The sequence below is a fragment of the Marivirga lumbricoides genome, assembly GCF_014636295.1.
Classification (GTDB): domain Bacteria; phylum Bacteroidota; class Bacteroidia; order Cytophagales; family Cyclobacteriaceae; genus Marivirga; species Marivirga lumbricoides.
This window is the reverse complement of sequence record NZ_BMEC01000011.1, coordinates 179,463-200,197: the sequence shown is the minus strand read 5'-3', so window position 1 is coordinate 200,197 and position 20,735 is coordinate 179,463. Positions and strand designations below refer to the sequence as shown.

Annotated in this window: 10 protein-coding genes; 2 read left to right on the top strand and 8 right to left on the bottom strand. The window is 36.4% G+C overall.

What is annotated here, in order from left to right; translation table 11 throughout:
* Position 1 precedes the first annotated feature (1 nt).
* Positions 2-3,280, bottom strand: a complete 3,279-nt coding sequence (locus IEV85_RS17160; protein ID WP_188465710.1) for a PAS domain S-box protein — start codon at positions 3,278-3,280, stop codon at positions 2-4.
* A gap of 67 nt (positions 3,281-3,347) precedes the next feature.
* Here IEV85_RS17160 and miaA point away from each other — a divergent pair, with 67 nt between their 5' ends.
* Complete coding sequence (gene miaA, locus IEV85_RS17155; protein ID WP_188465708.1) at positions 3,348-4,259, top strand: tRNA (adenosine(37)-N6)-dimethylallyltransferase MiaA; 912 nt, start codon at positions 3,348-3,350, stop codon at positions 4,257-4,259.
* Between the two features lie 106 nt (positions 4,260-4,365).
* Here miaA and IEV85_RS17150 read toward each other — a convergent pair whose 3' ends face one another.
* The 3 genes from IEV85_RS17150 to IEV85_RS17140 all read right to left on the bottom strand — a co-directional run bounded on the left by IEV85_RS17150 (position 4,366) and on the right by IEV85_RS17140 (position 9,701).
* A complete protein-coding gene (locus IEV85_RS17150; RefSeq protein WP_188465705.1) occupies positions 4,366-5,205 on the bottom strand; it encodes an endo alpha-1,4 polygalactosaminidase in 840 nt (279 codons plus the stop codon).
* A gap of 286 nt (positions 5,206-5,491) precedes the next feature.
* Positions 5,492-9,268, bottom strand: a complete 3,777-nt coding sequence (locus tag IEV85_RS17145; protein WP_188465703.1) for an FG-GAP-like repeat-containing protein — start codon at positions 9,266-9,268, stop codon at positions 5,492-5,494.
* A 31-nt stretch (positions 9,269-9,299) separates the two neighbouring features.
* Positions 9,300-9,701 (bottom strand): hypothetical protein, encoded by a 402-nt coding sequence (locus tag IEV85_RS17140; RefSeq protein ID WP_188465701.1) that lies wholly within the window; start codon positions 9,699-9,701, stop codon positions 9,300-9,302.
* A gap of 482 nt (positions 9,702-10,183) precedes the next feature.
* On the opposite strand from IEV85_RS17140, the gene IEV85_RS17135 reads away from it, so the two are divergent.
* Complete coding sequence (locus IEV85_RS17135) at positions 10,184-10,408, top strand: hypothetical protein (RefSeq protein WP_188465699.1); 225 nt, start codon at positions 10,184-10,186, stop codon at positions 10,406-10,408.
* 106 nt (positions 10,409-10,514) lie between these two features.
* Here the strand turns inward: IEV85_RS17135 and IEV85_RS17130 are convergent, their stop codons facing one another.
* The 4 genes from IEV85_RS17130 to IEV85_RS17115 form a co-directional block, all read right to left on the bottom strand.
* On the bottom strand, positions 10,515-12,002 hold the full coding sequence (locus IEV85_RS17130; RefSeq protein ID WP_188465697.1) for an alpha-amylase: 1,488 nt from the start codon (positions 12,000-12,002) through the stop codon (positions 10,515-10,517).
* Positions 12,003-12,337: 335 nt separating this feature from the next.
* Positions 12,338-13,294, bottom strand: a complete 957-nt coding sequence (locus IEV85_RS17125) for a PorP/SprF family type IX secretion system membrane protein (RefSeq protein ID WP_188465695.1) — start codon at positions 13,292-13,294, stop codon at positions 12,338-12,340.
* A gap of 4 nt (positions 13,295-13,298) precedes the next feature.
* Positions 13,299-19,385, bottom strand: coding sequence for a T9SS type B sorting domain-containing protein (locus tag IEV85_RS17120; protein WP_188465693.1), 6,087 nt, complete (start codon positions 19,383-19,385; stop codon positions 13,299-13,301).
* Between the two features lie 470 nt (positions 19,386-19,855).
* The gene (locus IEV85_RS17115) at positions 19,856-20,683 is read right to left on the bottom strand and encodes a porin family protein (protein ID WP_188465691.1); all 828 of its coding nucleotides are present in this window, start codon (positions 20,681-20,683) and stop codon (positions 19,856-19,858) included.
* Between the last annotated feature and the right edge of the window lie 52 nt (positions 20,684-20,735).

Sequence of the window (20,735 nt, the reverse complement as noted above, 5' to 3'; positions counted from 1 at the left end):
ATTATATGATTGACTGATACTGATCAGTAAATTTATTAAAATTTTCCAGTAAGTTGTTTAAATTCCTACTCAGGTTTTCAGTTTTCTCCTCTTTCAGGTCCTGTTCAATTTGTTTTGCCTGACTTTCCAGACTTCTGATTCCCAGCGTGCCTGCATTCCCCTTCAAAGTGTGCAAATTACTTAAAATTTTTTGTATGTCCGAGGTCTTTTCAGCATTGATACTGTCCAGAATTAAACCTTTAGCCTCTATTTCAAATTCTTCAAAAAAAGAATTAATGGTTTCTTTATCTGCATACTTCCTAAGTTGTTGAAGTGTACTTTGATCTATCACCTCACTTTTAACTGCTATTTCAGGTATATTGTTATATTTAGAAGCATCATTTTTTTCTTCATTAACAGCAAAATCCGGCAAGTAATTAACAATTTTGGAAATTAAGATATCCGAAACAATGGGTTTGGCCAGGTAATCATCCATGCCCATTGAAATGAATTTGTCTTTATCTTCTTTCATAGAATAGGCCGTCATTGCTATAATAGGAGGTGAATGTTTTTCCAGCGATTTAATGTGTCTGGTTGCTGTAACTCCATCCATGTGTGGCATTTGAATATCCATTAAAATCAAATCATAATCGTTGGTTTTAACTTTATCAATTGCTTCCTGGCCTCCTGCAGCAAGGTCTGTGGTTATGCCGGATTTCATTAAAATCTGGCTGGCTACTTGTCTGTTGATGGTGTTATCATCCACAATTAAGATGAAAGGTGGTTTTTCGTTACTAAAGTGTAATTTCTTGGTTTCGCTATTATTCTTTTTCGCTTCTGTATATTCCTTTACCTGTTGCTCTGTAGGAAGGCTGCCGGCTACTGAAAACCAAAATACGCTTCCCTGATCTGGCTCTGAGCTAACTCCAATTTCACCTCCCATCATGTGGCTCAATTGTTTTGATATGGCCAGCCCAAGTCCTGTACCACTGAAATTTTTAGTACTGGTATTATCTACCTGGCTGAATAACTGGAAAAGCCTTTGCTGATCATTTTGTGAAATTCCTATGCCTGTGTCTTCTACGGAAATACGGTATAAGTCATCTTTCAATTCCTTCGATAGATGGAGAATGACCCGGCCCTTGTCTTCAGTAAATTTTAAGGCATTAGAAGTTAAATTAGAGAGTACCTGGAGTATTCTTGTTTCGTCCAGCATTAAGTATTTAGGTACATTTTTGTCAATTCTGTAGCTCAGGTTGATGTTTTTACTTCTCGCTAACTGGTGGAAAAGTGATAGCACTTTCTCGAATAGTGTCTGCACTTCTGTTACCTGAAGCTGGATTTTCATTTTTCCTGCTTCTATTTTTGATAGATCCAGAATGTCATTTAAAATAGTCAGAAGTGTTTCGGAAGAGCGTTTAATTGTTTGTACAAAGTTTTTTTGTTCGGGATTTAAAGCTGTTTGTGAAAGTAAATCCACCATCCCTATTACACCATTCATAGGGGTGCGTATTTCATGGCTCATATTTGCCAAAAACTGTTCTTTTACTTTTAATGAATTTTCAGCCACGTTTTTAGCGTGTATCAATTCTCTATTAGCCTGTTTAAGCTTGGTGATATCCCTTGCCACACCTTCTATTGTTACTTCTCTGCTATCTTTATCTCTCGCCAGCCTTACGTTGCAAATGCAATTTACCAACCTTCCATCACTGGTAATTAAGGTTGCTTCAAAATTCTGAACCTTACGTTCTGCCACCAGCTTTTTCAATAAATCTTTGGTCTTCTTGGTATAAAGATAGTAATTGGTTACGTTGTTACCCGTTACGTCTTTCTGAGAGTAACCAATCATATCTTTTACTGATGGGCTTATAAGGATAACCTCTCCATTGAACCGGCAGTTGAAATAAATATCCTGAAAAGATTCAAAAATCCTTCTGAAGCGGCTTTCACTTTTTTGAATTTTCAGCTCAGCCACTTTCTTTTCTGTAATGTCGTGTGCTATGCCTGAAATTCCTTTTACCTCGCCATTTTCTGTGTGAATAGGGTTGAGGTAAATTTCTTTCCAATTGAGCCTGTCGCTGGCAGCATCTTTATATTTGATTTCAAATGTAAGAGGATTGCCTCTTAGCACTTCATCAAATTTCCCTTTCCAGAAAGCATATTGCGATTCCGGTAATAATTCAAACAGCTTCTTTTCCTTTATAGAATGCTCCTCCTTTGGTTTAAAACCATAGTGTTTTAATATTTCGTAAGAAAAATTGTGGTTAAAGGAAGTAAGTAAGTAATCGCTGTTTAATGACCATATGAGGTGGTTGCTACTGTCGAAAATAGATTGTAATCTGGCAGCCTGAGTAGCGATTTTCTCTGTGTTTATTTTTCTTTCTACAGACAGTACTACCTGTGCGGAAACAAAATTAAGCAATTCTAAATCTCGCTTGCTAAAGCTATTTTCATCCCGGTAGTTTTGTAGCCCTATTACTCCCGGAATACCTTTTTCCGTGCGAAAAGGAACTGCCAAAAAAGCTTTTGGGATAGGACCATATTGTATAATGTTTCCTTCCAATATTAACTCCATAATTTGTGCCTCCTTCAGTATCTGAGGTTTTTTATGGTGGTAAACATATTCACAGATACCCTTTCTGAGATCCAGCGATTGCGTGGTGGGGCTATTGGCTATGTGCTCATCAAAAATGTACGGGAAATTTAAGAGGTTTTGCTCAAAATCGAATAGTGCAATAAAGAAATTGCGGGCGTCTATGGTTTGGTTTAAAATATTATGTACCGATTTAAATAGATCATCCAGATCATTACTTAGCAAAGTAAGATTAGTGATGTTGTAATAAAGGTTCTGCGCTTTTTCTGCATTTACCTGGTGCGTAATATCATGAAAGGTAGCAGTAAGGTGCCCTTTTTGATTGGGAAAAATACTTCCGCTTACATAAAGTATTTCTCCTGATTTAGTGCTTAAGCGCGTATCTATAAAAGATTGCACCCCATCTTTTCCTACCTTTACTTTCATATTTCGAAAAGCAGGGTAATCTTCCTGATGCAGTATGTCTCTGATAAAAAGTTTACCGGACTCCTCGATAGTATAGCCCAGAGACTTGCGCCAGTTTTTGTTGGTTTTTATCAGCTTGCCATCTACAGTAAATTCCATGCTCAGGTCAATACTATCTTCAAAAGAATAATTAGATGTATGAGACTTTGCATTTTTGCGGAAGTACTTGTTTTGGTACAACGCCAAACGGAGTTTTTCTATCTCTTTTATTAATTGTTCTTTATCGTAATTTTGTAAATCCAAGGTATGTTGATTTAAGCAATATTTAGATCGCACAATTTAATTCTTTCGTAACGAATAAAGTAATCAATTGAATAATAATTCTAAAAGGATAATTGTACTCGCTGGGCCTACAGCTGTGGGCAAAACGGCCTTGTCGGTAAAACTGGCAAAGTATTTCAATACTGAAATTCTTTCTGCTGATTCCCGGCAGTTTTACAAAGAAACAAATATTGGAACGGCTAAACCTACAGCGGAAGAAATGCAGGAGGTACCTCACTATTTCATTAATACTCTAAGCATTCGAGACGAGTATAATGTAGGACAATTTGAAAAGGACGCCCTTAATGTACTTGATGACCTATTTAAAACTAAAGAGGTAGTAATTGTAGTGGGTGGATCGGGACTTTATGTAAAAGCTTTGTGTGAAGGAATTGATGAGATGCCTGCCATCCCCTCAGCCATCAGGGAAAAATTAAATAGGGACTTTACCGAAAAAGGAATTGGATATTTACAGCAGCAGGTTGCTTTAGTAGATCCGGACTATTATAAAATTGTAGATCAAAATAATCCTCAGCGACTTATCAGGGTACTGGAGTTATACCAAACCACTGGTAAAAACATGAGTTTTTATCGTGAGCAGAGCCGGGAAGTAAAACGACCTTTTGCTATCACTAAAATAGGGCTGGAGCGACCACGGGAAATCCTTTACGAGAGAATTGATAGAAGAATGGATCAAATGATCGATGAGGGTTTGTTTGAAGAAGCTGAGCAGTTATTACCTTTTAAAGATTTAAACGCATTACAAACAGTGGGTTATTCTGAAATATTTAACTTTCTGGAAGGCCAATACGATAGGGAAGAGACAGTGAGACTCTTAAAGCGGAATAGCAGGAGGTATGCCAAAAGGCAGCTCACTTGGTTTAAAAAAGACCAGCAGTTTCAATGGTTTCATCCTAACCAGGAAGCTGAAATTATTAAAGCGATTGAGAATGATATGTAAGAGAGAGATAATAAAGCGTTGCCAATTATTTCATTCGTAGTCTTTCTTTGCGATCTATTAAAACCTTCTTTATTTAACCTTTTAAATATATTAATACGGTGTTAAATTACTCATTATAATGAATATATTTTTTAACACCGGTACCTTCGCAGATGAAAGAAATATCTTTGTTGTAAATGTCCATATAATCTGAATACACTTTGTTGCAGTTGCTTTCATTATAATGAACAATAACCACTAGTTTTCCTGCATCTAAAAAGCTTTGGGCTCCGGATTGATCCCACCAGTTTTTGTCATTATTGTAAGATTCATAGGTTACCCCATCGAAATTCCCGGCATTTTCAACAAAGTTTTTAGCCATGCATTTCATCCCTTTCTCGTGAACGTATTCGCATAATTCCTGAAAATACGATATACTTTGTTCCTTGGTAACTTCTAAATTATAAGCATCTCTTACTTCATCATATAATGCCCAGTCCATATTGTCAAATTCTACCCAATCACAACCCCAGGCCGCTATTTTATCAATACGGGCTTTCATTACGTCAATAATTCCTGTTGTGGTATTATTTACAAAATACTCTCCGGGCCATTCTCCCCACTGCTGATCAACAAGATAGGGTTTTAAGTCAGTAAAATCTTCTCGCCAGTCTTCACCTGTACCAATACTTATGTAGGCTCCCACTTCATTTCCATTGGCTTTCATCATCTGAATGGATTCTGAAATATTCTCCTGGAATGGATCCATCAGTACATAGGCATCTGTAGCATTTAATACAATATATTCAATTTCATCAGGCTCGTAATTCTCAATATAGGCGTTATTATATACCGCTAGGGCTTTGTCTGAGCCTGATGGCTTTTCTGTAGTATCTGTTATAATATCGTCATCGCCACAGGAGAGTAATGTAAATACTAAAGCGGTAAATAAAATATAAGCCTTCATATGAAATTTTGATTTGGGAATGTAAATGTAAGCATAATTAAAAAATCTATAGATGGAAAACAGTTGTATGGTGTTTCTTCTTCAAATTACTTTAGAATCTTTAGCTTAAAATAAATAAAGAATATCATGTATATTGTACAAAGTGAATCTTAGTTAATGCTTCAACATGTATTTAGAATGATTCCTGAAAAAAGAAGACCAATTGAACATGGCCTTCTTTATAAAGATTGAAAAAACTAAGTAAGCTCGGATTCTCTTCGAAATAGAGCTTTTTTACTTATAGAATTTATTTTTTGATAAATTTCTTTACTTCAAACTGATTGTTAATAATTGCTTTAATAAAGTATACACCTAAATCCAAATCACCTATTTCAATTTCTTCATCAGTTGTATGTAGGGTTTTGAGCAGCTTACCATTCACATCTAGTAATTGATAGCTATCTACTTTACGATTTGTTTCTACTCTAATAAAATCAGTTGCTGGATTAGGATAGACCAGTAATTGCATATCAATTTGCTTTCCTGATGATAGAACGTCAATCACTGCTCCAATACTGAAGTCCGCTGCTATATTGCCATTTCCGGATGCATCTGTTGCCGATTCAGCGGCTATTGATATTGTTAGAGTTCCGGTTTGCATTGGTGTAACAGTGGCTTTAAATACAGTACCATTTCCGGAGAAGTTATTAGCCATGGCGTTTGTAAGTATTAAGTCTTCCTTAGTAAAGCCTGTTACCATTTCACTAAATGTTATTTCCACATCAAATGCTTCACTAACAGGTGAAGAAGCCTCACTAGTGATGCTTACAGAAGGTCGCGTTTCATCCACTACATCAGTCACTGTAATAGTTACCACCTGATTAGCTGAATTGACTCCATCACTAGCGATAACAGTTATTACGTAATCATTATCAGCATTTGCGTCAGATGGATTTTCATAGTCAGGTATACTGTTGAAAGTAACTTCGCCAGTGTTTTCATCAATATCGAAAAAGCTTTCATCATTGTCAGATCCTAAACTATAGGTAATTGGATTAGTACCGGTAGCAATGGCTGTATAGATAGTTCCTGTTGTATTTTCCGCTACTGATGCAGTGGCTGCTGAAGTGAATATAGGATAAGTCTCATCTAGATCAGTAACGATAATTTGTATCGCTTTAGTAGTAATAATTCCATCGCCATCTGTAGCGATAAGATCTAATTTATATACGTTATCGGAATTGGCATCCTTTGGAGTTTCAAAGTCTGGTGAACTCTTAAAACTGATATCATTGGTTGCTAAGCTAAAAAGGGCTTCATCTTTACTGCTACCTAAGCTAAAGGTAACAGCTACATCCGCAGTGGTAGTGTAAACTGTACCTGTGACATTTTCTTCTACCGAAACTGAAGCTGGTGAGGTAATTACCGGGCCTGACTCATTTACATCAACCACAGTTATGGCTATTTCTTTTTTAACTTCATTGCCACCTTTATCAACAGCTATCAAATCTATGAGGTATACATTGTCTGCGTTGGCATCCTGAGGAGTTTCAAAGTCTGGTGCATTTATAAAACTGATAGCAGCTCCATTTATTTTGAAAAATGCTTCATCTTTTGTGTTACCTAAACTAAAGCTTACCTCTTCATCTGCTGTGGCAGTGTAAAAACTGAGAATTACGTTTTCGTCTACTGAAACAGTAGCAGGAGATGTGATGGTAGGCAATACAAAATCAGTTGTATTTCTATACAGTTTAGAAATATTGATTCCTGAATTGTTTTTTCCAGTAATCAACACGTCCAGCAGTCCATCACTATCCACATCTGCTAAAGATATGTCTCCTTCGAAAACTCCGTCAAAAGGTAAACCTGTCACTTCAGTGAATACGGCACTGCCATTATTTGTATATAGCTTGGTAATATATTGACCGGAAGCATTTTCTCCTGAAATGATTATATCGTTTCCATCAACTCCATCTATGTTTGCAATAACAACTGAACCATTTTCAACGGCTTCAAAAGGGGTTCCATTAACTTTGGTAAATCTTCCTGTTCCATCATTATTGTTTAAATAAAGCGTTGCAACTGGTGTATTAGAATTATCAAGCCCGGTAACCAATAAATCATCACTACTGTCGCCATTAAGATCTCCTACAGCAATTGAGCTATTTATTACAGGTGTGAAAGTATAGCCGGAACCTGTTTTTAAAGAGAAATTTCCGCTTCCATCGTTGAGATATAACTCTGTGATTCCTGGTGCAAAAAAGTCATCACTTTCTCCTGAAATGATTAGATCAGGCCCGTTTTGACCATCTACATCAGCAAAAGCAATAGAACTTCCAGTAAGATTAGTAAAAGCAGTTCCTGTATTTTCTGAAAAATTACCGCTGCCATTGTTAGTAGATAATTTAGTGAACTTAGTAATACTATTGTCTATTCCCGTAATTACAACATCTTGAAAACCATCGTCATTTACATCAGAAAATGCAATAGAACCCCCAATGAGGTTCTTGGAAAGCGGATCAGTTACCTTAGTGAAGTTGCCAGCACCATCATTTATATAAAGCAAAGTTAAATACTCTTCAGGTAATGAGTTGGTAAGTCCTGAAATCATCACATCAGGGCCATTTTCACCATCTACATCAGCAAAAGCTACCGCACTATTTCCAACTCCTACAAAAGGAGCGCTGGTATCTTCAGTGAAATTTCCGTTTCCATCATTAATATACAATTTGGTAATAGTTTCATTATCATCAGTAGTACCAGAAATGATGGCATCAATTGTACCATTTCCATCTACATCAGCAAAAGCAGAAGAACTCACGCGCACTCCGGTAAAAGGCATACCAGTAGCTATGTTAAATTCACCCGTACTATTATTGGAATAAACTTTGGTAATGGGTTTATTGGTCACATCACGTCCTAAGACTACCAGGTCAAGATTATTGTCGAGATCCATATCTAAAAAGGCCACTGCACCTCTAGACACATTGGTTATAGAGGAGCCGCTCGCTTCACTAAAAACACCACTTCCATTATTGACATAAAGTTTACTTACCGGTTTGCTGGTGCTATTTGTTCCTGTGATTAATACATCCGGACCATTTATTGCATCAACATCAGCAAAAGCGACAGCACTATTTCCTAAGTTATCAAAAGGTGTGGATACTTCTGTAAAGTTTGCCTTACCACTAATTATCTCATTGGTATAGAGCTTAGTAATAGGCATGCCTGAGCTATTGAAACCAGAATATAAGAGATCTTGTGTGTTATCGCCATCTACATCAGCAAAAGCTACATCGCTTTCCCTTACTCCCGGAAAAGCTGTACCTGAGAGAGGGGTAAATCCTGCATTTCCGTCATTTACATAAATTTTTGTTGAGGCTGCAGGTGTTGCCCCTGGTGATATTTCAGAAACAAACAAGCCTGTAATTACAACATCTTGTGTACCATTCCCATCTATATCAGCAAACGCTACAGCCCCTTTATTTATACCACCAAAAGATACAGGCTTAGAAGTAAAAGCCCCCGTTCCATCATTCAGGTAAAGCTCAGCTACTAGTTGGTTAGCACTGTTTTTGCCTGTTATCAATACATCTGGTCCCGGAACATTATCTACTTCAGCAAAAGCAATGTCGCATTCCCGAACCCCTTCGAAGGTTACGCTGCTTAATGAGAAGTTTCCAAGCCCATCGTTGGTGTAAAGTAGGGTGGAGGGCTCAGTACCATTATAGCCGGAAATAAGAACATCAGGACTTCCATTACCATCTACATCAGCAAAGGCTACAGAGCTTTCTGTTACTCCAACAAATGGGGTTCCGATCTTTTCAGTGTAATTACCGGTTCCATCATTGATGTAAAGTTTGGAAATAAGCTCATTCTTATTATTTGTTCCTGTAATTAATACATCAAGGCCATTTATGCCGTCTACATCTGCATATGCCATCGCACCCATCTCTACTTCCTCAAATACAGGAATGATCTGAGGTGCTGGCGCTGGTGGAAGTACTTGCTGAAAGTTGATTTGAGCATATGTACAAATACAACTGCATAAAATGAGAAAAGTGGTTAGGTTAATTTTTATCATGTTTTGGTTAATTAATAGTTAGCTGATTTTTTCAAAATTGTGTGTTATTGTGTGCGAAAGACATAAAATGTAATAGTACTATGATAAAGCCTTTTTTCTTCAACGATTTATAATTGTTAGAATTACCATTGGCAATACCTCTGCTCTTATGGATTGTATGCTCTATTATTACCTTTGCATCATGTAAAAGCAATGTTATGTCTTGTGAGTATGCCTTAGTATATTTGGCTAATGCTAAATATGCAGTTGATTTTTTACTAATAAATACAACCTCACCAATAGGTAAATTTCTGTTAAAACTGCTGTATGGAAAATTTAGAATTTCATCTAAAGAAGTGAAATTTGTGCAGCTGGATAAAGGCCTCTGAATTAGAAAGTATGCTACGGAGGAGGTCATCATAATGAAAATAAAAATATTGGATTTTCTTTTCATAATTTCAGGAGTTGTTTTAACTCAAAAAGTTCAGTAAGTCAATTTAATGATTACTTTTTCTATTCGTATTTATTAAAAATTCTATTAAACAAGATTAACCATCAACTGTAGGATAGTATGTTAAATAAATATAAATCCGAGTCAAATATAAGTAATTATCTTGCAGCGATTTATAGGATGTAAGGTTGAGCAGATAAAAGCACCGGAAGAGAGCAAATGTATCTTACGTCAATTGAAATAACGAAACCAGTAAACTTACATTAGTTTTTGAATGATAACTTCATTTTTTTCAGCTATGAATGATTCCATGTTTTCAGATAAGTAATTTAGTAATATTGTTCTGATTACTAAATACACACCTGTCCCTTCATTCAGAATTCCCCGGTTGTGAGCATTCTGATCAATTTTGGAATTTTAACAGGATAAACTCTCTAATTGATTTTGTTGCGCTGTCTGCTGTTTCTGCAGTTTTACAATGAGTTTTGAAAGTATTTTATTTTTTTTTAAGACTTAGCGCAAAAGGCGTTGTATTGATGAATGCAGGTTTTATATTGGTTAATGGAGATGAGATTGACGAAAAGCATAGAGATACCACTCTCGCCTCACAAAGAGATCATTTACTAAGTTATTATATCTATGAAGAAATAAATGTTTTTTTTCAGGTAAGAAGAAAGCATAATGGATTGAACCTACTCACTCAGGCTTGATTAATAAAATCACTTACCCTGCTTAGCAGGGTAAGTTTTGCCGCAAAATGGAGACTTATTATAGTTATTGACTGAAGCTTAATCCAATTGATGTTTCTAATTAGTGTCAAACCTGCACCCATACAGATACACTTCCTGCCTCACAGAGGAATTCACCCCAACCACTTTTATTCACTACCACTTCTTTTTTAGATTTGGCCATTAAATCAATAAATCTTTTACCTGCAAAATCCTGCCCCATTTCCATAGCTTTAGAACCGCTATCACCATTGCTTATTACCACGGCTAATCCTGACTTTTCTTTTTCCTCAATGCCTAACCTTGTCCAACCTATGCAAGTATCATGATCAAAATAATCGTATTGATCTCCGTAGGCATAATTTTGCCTTGCGCTAAGTAATTTCTCCAGTTCCTCTACTTTTGGGAGCGTGATTTCATGATCCTGACCGTCTGCACCTTTATCTGTGTATTTTGCACCATACAGGTCCGGGTAAAAAATACACGGGGTGCCATCTACCCGTAAAAGTATCAATGCATAAGCTAAAGGCTTAAACCAATTTTCAATTGGAGACTCTAAAGCTTGCAGGGGTTGAGAATCGTGGTTATCAACTAAAGTAACGCTTTTAGTAGGATTTATCTGAGTCAGACTATTGTCAAATATTTGCCGGAGATCATACTGGTTTCCTCCTGTAGAAGCGATATGGAAATTGTAATGAAGAGGTGCATCAAATAAATTCATACGTCCTTCCGTACAATCCATAAAGTGATTTAAACTTTCTATATTGTTTTCCCAATATTCTCCTACAAAAAATACCTCTGGCCCTTTTTTCTCTCTTAAATAATCTATCCAATCATTCAAGAAATCTGGCGGAATGTGTTTTACCGCATCCAGACGAAAGCCATCTATTTTTTGAGCTTCCATCATCCACTCTCCCCATCTTTTTACCTCTTCTCTAACTTGCGGATTTCTGTACTCAATATCGGAATACATCAGATAGTCATAATTTCCATTTTCTTCACTACATACTTGTTCCCAGTCATCTCCAAAGGGATTCCTTATAGAAAAAATAGCGGATCTTTCGTTTTTATTATCATAATCCACACCTGAGAAACAGGACCTGTCCCAAATGAATTTGGAGTATTTGTTTTGCCTGCCGGGGAAAGTAAATTTGGTAAATGCCTCAATTTCATAAGGCTCAGTAAGGATTTCATTTCTATCTGTAGGCTTTACTTCAACAGCTGTTACTGTTTCTACCTCATCTGCCCCGGCTTTATGATTTAGAACCGCATCAGCTAAAACCTCTATTCCCAGTTGATGCGCATTTTCTATGGCTTTTAGGAGCTCCTCTTTTGTTCCGTATTTAGTTCTTATAGATCCTTTTTGATCAAATTCACCGAGATCATACAAATCATAGATGTCATAACCGACACTGTTTGAACCACCATCTGCCTTTGTTGCAGGGGGAATCCAAATTTTGGTAATTCCGAGGTTTTTTAAATTCTCTAATTCTGCGTTAAGTCTATTCCAAAGTGATCCATCGACAGGATAATACCAATGGAAAAATTGTATGAGGGTTTGATTTTCGTTGTGCATTTATGATTAATTTAAATACACCTATCAAATCATGCACCAAATAAATATACCTTAAAATTGAAATTTTGACTTGTCAATTTTTATATAAGCACTGCTTTTTACTCAATATGAGGTGTTTTCACCACATTTAGTAACTTTCTTGAGAATGATTTCAACTGTTCAAAATTTTGTAAATGATTCAATTAAGTATTTCACAAGTGATTCTGCGGAATCAGGTGAAATATTGTATGTATTTCAATATTCTAATTTTATAAAATATAATAAGATGCTAAAATCAAGCCATCTAGCATTATAATTAATATGCAAAATGATATTTAATCTTTTATACCCTCGTATTACATAAACTCATGAAAATTCGGACAAATCACATTGTCATGAATATTTCTTAAACGAACTCTGTAATTAAGCATAAATTCATGAGTACCACTGGAGGCTTTCCTAATATCGGAGGTTGTCCAATCGTAAGAATAGCTAAAATGGAAAGATTCACTTAACTTAAAATCTATATATGAGATAACAGCATCAATATTTCTATAGGATACCCCCACATTTAATAGGTCATAGAAGAGCACACTCGTGTTGATATCGAAATTCAGAGGTGCCCCTTCCTGTCCTCTTATGAGAACAGAGGGCTGTAAATGAACTGTTTTATTACGGTTCATAGGCAGCATTAAGCCTCCATTAAGATAATAATACCTGGCAGATCTGATCTCATTTAAGGTGTTTTCCAAATTTAATTCACCGTATCCATTATTTAGTAAAAACGGAACTGAGAAACCTGCATAAAATTTTTTGTTGTAATAATAAACACCTGTTCCAAAATTTGGCTTCAAATTACCTTTTACACTTGCAAAAGAAACATCACCAGGGTCATCTAAGTTGAGGTCTTTAAAGTCTGCCGATAAAATATTGAGACCTGCCTGAACTCCCATTGCCAACTTACCTCTGGGCATTTTAATAATGAAAGCATAACTGCCATAAATATTCTGATTAGAATAGCTTCCTATTTTATCATTATTAACGATTAGTCCAAGCCCCATTTTTTCCTTCATTAGAGAAGTGTGCGCACTGAAAAACAATGTTTTGGGTGAACCTTCAAAATTCACCCATTGATTTCTATACATAGCAGAAGCACTCAACTGCACATGACTTCCCGCATATGCAGGGTTTAAGATCAGCCCATTGAAAATATACTGCGAGTAAATAGGATATTGCTGAGCCTTTAAAGTACCTGTTAACAATAACAGGAGCGCTAACAGATTTAAAGACTTATTTTTAAAATTTTTAAACATAATTTTAATTTACAATTTCTAAATAACCATTTTGAATCTTAGAACCATCATTCTTTTCAATTACATAAAAGTAAGTACCATCAGGTAAGTCTACTCCAAGCATATTAATACCTCTATTAGATACACCATCAAATTTGATGTTATTATTGTCATAACCTATTGCTTCGTAAACTAATGTTCCCGCTCTGTTATAGATTTTAACATTGTTTCTAGGATACTGTTCTATACAATCAATCTTAAAATAGCTGTTTGATCCGTCACCGTTTCTTGATATTCCGTTGAAAGCATTTATTTCGGACATAATAGTAAACTCTTCCTCAACCGAACAGCCATTAGCTGTTTCAACGCTTACCACATAAGTTCCAGATGACACCTCGTCTATGTTAGGACCTGTAGCAACCAGGGAACCAAAACTATTGTACCATTCTATTCTGCCAATTTCTACTGCACCTGTGATATAAATAGAGGCAGCTCCATTGTCTTCATTACAATTCGTACCTTGTATTTCTATCTTTATTTCAGGGTATACTAAATTTTCAAATATTTCAGCAGTTACTGGTGGAGAAACACAACCAGTTCTTAGGTCAGTAGCAACTACCGTATATTCTCCTGCTGATAATTCAGTAATTCTATCACCAGTAGCAAAAGGGGTTCCATTTGCATTATTTCCCCTATACCAGTTAAAAAGATAATTTCCCGTATTGCCACCAACATCTACTCTTAATGCTCCATTATCTATTTGGCAATGGACATCATTGGAAATTACTTCTATAGTAGGAGCTTCCACTTCCGGGATGTCAGCAGTGATAGTAATACTAGCTACATTGATACATTGGGTTATATTATCTGTCACTCTAACAGTGTAAGTAATGTCTCTCAATCCTGAGAATTCAGGACCTACATAAACTATACTACCACTTGCTGAAGTACCCTCAAACCACTCAAAAGTGTACCCAATAAAGCCGCCATCAACAGTTGCTCTTGCAGCACCGTTTGCTAAAGATAGATCACAAACTGATAGTGGTGCAACCTGTACTATAGAAAGCTGAGGAGTAACCTCATCATTCACTACCTGCACAGTGGCGGTACTTGTACAGAAAGCATCTGAATTATCAATTGCTTCCACAGTATATTCTCCAACACTCAGATCTTCTACTTCTTTCGTTGTACCTATTATGTTTCCATTTACGTCTCTCCAGGTGTAGGAATAGTTTCCTGAAGAAGTTACTGTAGCGAATACTGATCCATTATCAGTGTCGCAATTGGTTACCGCAGTGGCAGAGGATGAAATATTAACAGCATTTATCTCTTCCACTAATTCATAGGTTTCAGTATACACACAATTAGAAGTTTGGTCCGTGATTTCAACTGTATAAAAATCGGCTGGTTCACCCAGGAGATCAGGTCCTGTTTGTATAAAAGCTCCGGAAGTATTAGTTCCCCTATACCATGTGTAAGAAAAAGTTGTAGAAGGCGCTGTAGCATTCACTCGCAGTTCACTTGCAACAGGAGAAACACATCGCTCAGGATTTCTGAAAATTAAGCTGATTGTAGGCTCAGTTATATCAGTTTCAATGGAGAACTCAATTAATGATGACTCGCAATCTGTTGTAGTGCTTGTTGCTTTTACAAAGTAGGTGCCTTCAGCAAGCCCTGAAATGGTATTTGTGTTATTAGCAAGAATGTTGCCACTATCATCAGTCCATTCAAAAGTATAATTAGCGATATTGGCTACAATTCCATTTTCATAAACGTTATTGATAGTTGCCTCTCCATTGTTGATGTCGCATCTTGTTACGGGTGAAACAACCAATTCATTGGAAGGTATAGAAATCACCATAGGGTTATCAACTATGCGGAAAGTCCGAATTGTTGAACATTCTGTGTTGTCATTAATTACTTCAACTGTATAACTACCTTCAATTAAGCCTGTAGCGACTTCACCATTGGTTCCTGCTGTACTTCCTATACTTAGTGGTGTAGAAGTATCTTCACCCTCAAACCAGTTTATTCTATAGTCTGATGGATCTGAACCATTGTCAATATCAATTTCTATTGAGCCATTTGCAAAACGCAAAGAGCAATTAGTGTTGGGAACTTTACTTACTGTGTTAATTACAGGGTCAGTAGCAACTAATTCAATTTCTGCAAAAGAATAAACAGAGCAGTTACCTAATGTTGCATCTGCTATAGCCTGGATAGTATATGTGCCAGTTAATAATCCTATAAAAGTATAGTTTGCCTGATTAACAACACCTGGTTGACTTGCAATAGGTGGTACACTTAAATCATCACCAATATAAAGATTGATAGTATAATTAGATCTATCAAAACCGGTTAGTGGTGTTGGTGTTAAATCTACTGTGATTTCACCCTCATCATCAGGCATACAGTTTGTATTATTTACTACGGATGTAGTTTTTAGTAAATGTGAATCGGCATAAGGTAAGTTAAATACCTGGGAATTAGAGCATCCATTATCCAAATCGGTAGCTACAACAGTATAAATTCCTGATACCAAGTTAGCAGCCCTTGAAACTTTAACCCCTGTTTCAGTAAAAAATGGAGTTCCTGTTGTTAATGTGCCATTATACCATTCCAACAAAAACCCTGAAGTGTTATTGGGAGAGTTCACAGAAACCTCTAATACACCATCATTGGAAGAACAAGTGTTTGGTAAAGTTATGACACTTTCATTTTGTATTATTGCAACTATAGCCTGGTCTATCACCTCAATAAATACTTCATCTGCTAAGCATCTGCGGGTATTATGAAAAGCCTGAACTGTATAAAAACCGGGTTCAAGGTTGTCCAAAACATTTCCTGTTTCACTAAAGTCAGGAGTGGCCTTTGCTTGTTTTCCAATGTACCACGAAAAGGTGTAATCACTTTCCGTATCTACATCTACAGTAGCTTCGATTCGTCCATTATATGGCGAACAGGCTGTTACAGGATCTGAAATGAGACTTACTTCAGGCACGACAATTTTTCTAATAACATTTACTCTTTCAGTAACAAAACAACCTGTAATGTTATTTGTAACCTTTACTGTATACTCAGAAGCGCCCTCCAGATTACCTAATGATAGTCCGTTTCCTACACGGTTTATTGCTAAAGTATTAGCACCTTTAAACCATTCCATGGTATGCTCTGAAGGATTACCAGCAATGGAAACAGTTACAGTTCCATTGGGGGTGTTCCTGTCACAAGAGTTATCTTCTGTGCTTGAAATAGAATTTATTACAGGAGCGAGTGTTTGATTAATGACAACAGTGTCAAGTAATGATTCACACTTAGAAACATCATTTATAGCTTTTACAACATAAGTACCTTTTGGTAAATTGTTCACTGTACTCCCTGTGAAATCAGGGGTTGGTTTTTCACTAACTCCTCTGAACCACTCAAAGGTATAGCCAGCAGTTACTCCGTCTACAGAAGCACTTAGACTTCCTGAATTGAGATCGGAACAAGCAATATCCGTTGCTAATGCCGTCACTACAGGAATACTGGTTGAATCGGGTACTACTTCAGATGCAATAGTTTGACAGCCTGTGGCCTTTTCAGTTACTAAAACCGAATAAGTAACTGCTTTTAAACCATTGGCTACCTGGCTATTGCTTATTTGTAATCCACCACCAACAGTATTGCCTTCGTACCACTCATATGTAAATTTTCCTACAGGCTCCCCACCATTCACACTAACTTTTAATTTCCCATTAGGACTTTCGCAGTTACTGTTTCCTCTCTCTACTGTAATATTAGCGTTAATTGTTCTTATGCTATCTTTCACTTCCACTTGTACAGTATCAGAAGTACATCCTACTAATTTGTTTGAAGCAAATACAGTATAAGTACCTGCACTTAAGCCTGTATAAATAGCACCGGTATAATCAGGTGTACTATCTACTGTAGTGCCATTGAACCAATAGAAGTCGTATGCTGCAGTTTCTTCAGTAGTTCCAAGAAGTCTAAATGCTCTTGCAGAACCATTTGGAGCAACCGTGCTTGCAGAACAGGTTATATTATTAGTAGTTTCAGCTGAAAGCGCAAAAGGAACGGGATTTACAGCTGCAGAAACTATGTTATTGGCATAATCACACTCCAGGAAGTTGGTGTTTGGGAGGGTTATAGGTGTTGGAGTACTGGATCCATTATCATTTAAAGAAGCAAATAAAGTAAATTGGCCACCTGTACCATTCACTATCAGATCCACAGCTGATCCCACACTTCCTACTGCAAATCTATTAAGTGTTATCAATACAGTATTTAATTTATTGGTTCCTGCTACTAATGGGTCACCGTCATAAAATGTAACTGGTACTTCTCCGGATAAAGGAACATCTCCTATGTTTTCAAAATCAAAGCTTACAGTAAAATTCTCATCCGGGCATGTAGGAGGAGAAACAGTAAAAGTAGACTCAATGATGTTCAAGTCAGGTGAAGCATAGGTAGGACAACCATCAGAACTTAAGAAAGGAGACTGATTCAAAAAGCTGTTTAGAGGACGAACCGCCCCAGCTGCACAAGTTCCATTTGACCAAACCAGGTGATGTTTTTGCTGGTTTATAGGAACTGACAAGTCGTCATTGATATTTACATTGAAATAGCCATGTTGGTTCCATAACCTTCTGGCAGGCACCCATGGCTCCCCGGCAGATTTGTATATTCTTACTTCAGAAGGGTCATTAGTACCAAGATCTCTACCTGGTGTACCTGTCCGATAGTCTTCACTCGTACAAACAATACAGATTTCAGTTGAACCATCCGCATCAACATCTGCTACAATAGGATACTCTACAGAGGTTCTTGATCTGCAATGGATTTGCGTATTAACGCTACCATTATTACCATTTATGATGTAGAGGTAATCTTCATCCCTGTAGACCACTTCTGATTGGCCATCTCCATTAAAATCAAATAAAGTACAACCCGTAATACCGGATGTTTCCTCATTTACGGATTCTCTCCACAGCAAATCCCAATTTTCATCTAAGGCATACAGGTATTTTCCTGATACAAAGGCAGCATTAAGTTGTCCATCACCATCTAAATCCGCAATATTTACTCTTCCCATCCCTCTTTTCCAGCCATATTGATAGCTACCACCACCGAAAGGGTCACTAAAAGTTTTAACTGTATTATTGAATACATCCCAAAAGAAGACGGTTGATACGTTTCCGGAATTTGCCCCTGTAAGTATTACATCCAGATTGCCATCCAGGTTATAATCAGCTATTGAGGTAGTAGCACTTTGACCGGAGGCATACCCTCCATTTTTATTCTGATAAGAACTGGGCATTGTCTTTAATAAAGTTAATGAACCAGCATCTTGTGATCTGTTACCTAAGTTAACTGCGTAAATCTTATTTCCTAAAACTAATTCCAGTTTATCATCTCCCAATATATCCACTGCTACCGGGCCTCCGGGTATATTATTCCAACTTGTTCCTGAATTTTTAATAATACGTGTACCTGTAACCGCATCTCTTATTTCGTCTTTATAGTAAAGCTCGGGGTTACCGTCATGATCGAAATCTGCATGGCTGATGAACATAGGGTCATTTGGCAATTTCTCTGAAGTCCAAATGTGGTTAAGTGTACAATCGTATGAACTTATTCTGTAACCACCATCATTATATACAACAAATACTTCACCACAATTATCATCCTGAACGTTAGCCATTGAAGCCCTCCATTCCGGCTTATTAATAGTTGCTTCATATTTAATGGTAGCATCATCCCCATTTAAGAGGAAAATACGATTCCCGTTTTGATTTTGCGATAGAATTTCAGGGATTCCATCTCTATCCAGGTCGCCTATGGCTATTCTGCTCAAATTATTAGCAGCATAATCAACGGACTGATAACCCAATTGGAGTGAGAAAACCGGGAAATCGGAAGGTTTCGCTTCGCAAGAGGCATCGTTTCCAAGATAGAATCCGTCACAATCGCTATTCTCTGAACAGTCTCCATCGAAACAATCGATAAAGCCATCGCCATCATTGTCTATGCCATCGTTGCAAATCTCCTGGGATTTCAGGTAACCTATTGAAAATAAGGTAAGTATGTGTAGTAGTAGAATTTTTTTCATGGTACAATGGAACTATTAGCTTTTAATTTAGTCGAAATATGATGCATGATAGCAAATTGATAGCTTATAGGGTGAGTAGTAATTACAATTAATATGTTATATGTAAGGAAAATATAAATTATGGATATAAATTAAAGTAAATGTATATGCATTAAATTCTTATAAAAACCATAAATAAATCGATGAAATAGCAATTTTTTAAGATTAAATTTATATTGGAAAAATAAATCAGTTGAATCAATACCTGAAATGCTAAGTTTACAGGGACGATTTATTTTTGAAATATGATATTCATCTCACTTATGTAAGGTTTTTGTAATTATTAAAGATAGAAGAATTTCGCTACTTAAGATATTACTCTCATTAAAGCCTATTAAAAGGTTTTATTTTCCTTTTTTTTAGTAATAATGATATGGACAATATTAAGAAAGTCTGTATGAATTGTTTTTGTAAATAGAACGGATAAGAACTTAGTTTTCGTAATACATCTTTTTTACCTTTTTGCCTCTGTTAATTATATCAAAAACATAACAAACCGAAATTTGTAAAGCGTGTGTTCGCGCCCTAACATTATCCTCATACGCTATTACATTGGCAAATCTGCCTTCTTCTCGAGCCATATAACTATGTCCCCATTCATACCTAAAATCAATCATTAATGACTGGCCGGGACTAGGTTCAAGTACTAAACCTGTTGAAACAATTAACCCAACCTGTATCTTATTAGGTTCTTTGATATATAACCCTCCATACTCAGGGCTGGCGGGGATACTATCAAATATAATTTTGTAATCAAGCCTTTCTATGTTTTCTTCCCTCAATTCAACAGATTCTAAAGTGCCTTTGCCACCCAGCCAGAAATTGACATTGGGCCCTGCACCTACATACCATTTGAAAGACCTGTTACCTAAAGTCTCTTTAAAGTCCAATTTGTATACAATTGGAGTGTTTAAATAATGATATTTAGCATGATTTTCCAATGAAGGATCAGTGATACCTTCTATTTTTTTTCCACTCTGCGCATACATGATGTCCAGTTGCAGTAAAAACCTTTTTTTTACCTTAAAGGCAGTTGTTATACCAGCACTATATCCAAATACAGGTTTCTTTTTATATTCATCTTTAGCAAAATCCTCATATTTTAGCCATGAGAAGCGTGCGCCTGCTTTAGGGCCAATAAGTATCTGGGCATTTAATAATTGGCTATTAAACACAGATAGAAAAGTTATCAAGAGAGAAAGAGCAACGACTTTCAAAATATCATCAATTTTTTTTTTACTTATTCTAAGATTATACATAAAGAGGTTGAAATCTGGTTATAAAGTTACTTAAAGGTATTCACTATCCTGA

What these genes read in the sequence shown, in the direction of transcription:
- IEV85_RS17150 (WP_188465705.1), bottom strand. Translation starts at nt 5,205, where the DNA reads ATGAAGGCTTATATTTTATTTACCGCTTTAGTATTTACATTACTCTCC.
- IEV85_RS17145 (WP_188465703.1), bottom strand. Translation starts at nt 9,268, where the DNA reads ATGATAAAAATTAACCTAACCACTTTTCTCATTTTATGCAGTTGTATT.
- IEV85_RS17140 (WP_188465701.1), bottom strand. Translation starts at nt 9,701, where the DNA reads ATGAAAAGAAAATCCAATATTTTTATTTTCATTATGATGACCTCCTCC.
- IEV85_RS17130 (WP_188465697.1), bottom strand. Translation starts at nt 12,002, where the DNA reads ATGCACAACGAAAATCAAACCCTCATACAATTTTTCCATTGGTATTAT.
- IEV85_RS17125 (WP_188465695.1), bottom strand. Translation starts at nt 13,294, where the DNA reads ATGTTTAAAAATTTTAAAAATAAGTCTTTAAATCTGTTAGCGCTCCTG.
- IEV85_RS17120 (WP_188465693.1), bottom strand. Translation starts at nt 19,385, where the DNA reads ATGAAAAAAATTCTACTACTACACATACTTACCTTATTTTCAATAGGT.
- IEV85_RS17115 (WP_188465691.1), bottom strand. Translation starts at nt 20,683, where the DNA reads ATGTATAATCTTAGAATAAGTAAAAAAAAAATTGATGATATTTTGAAA.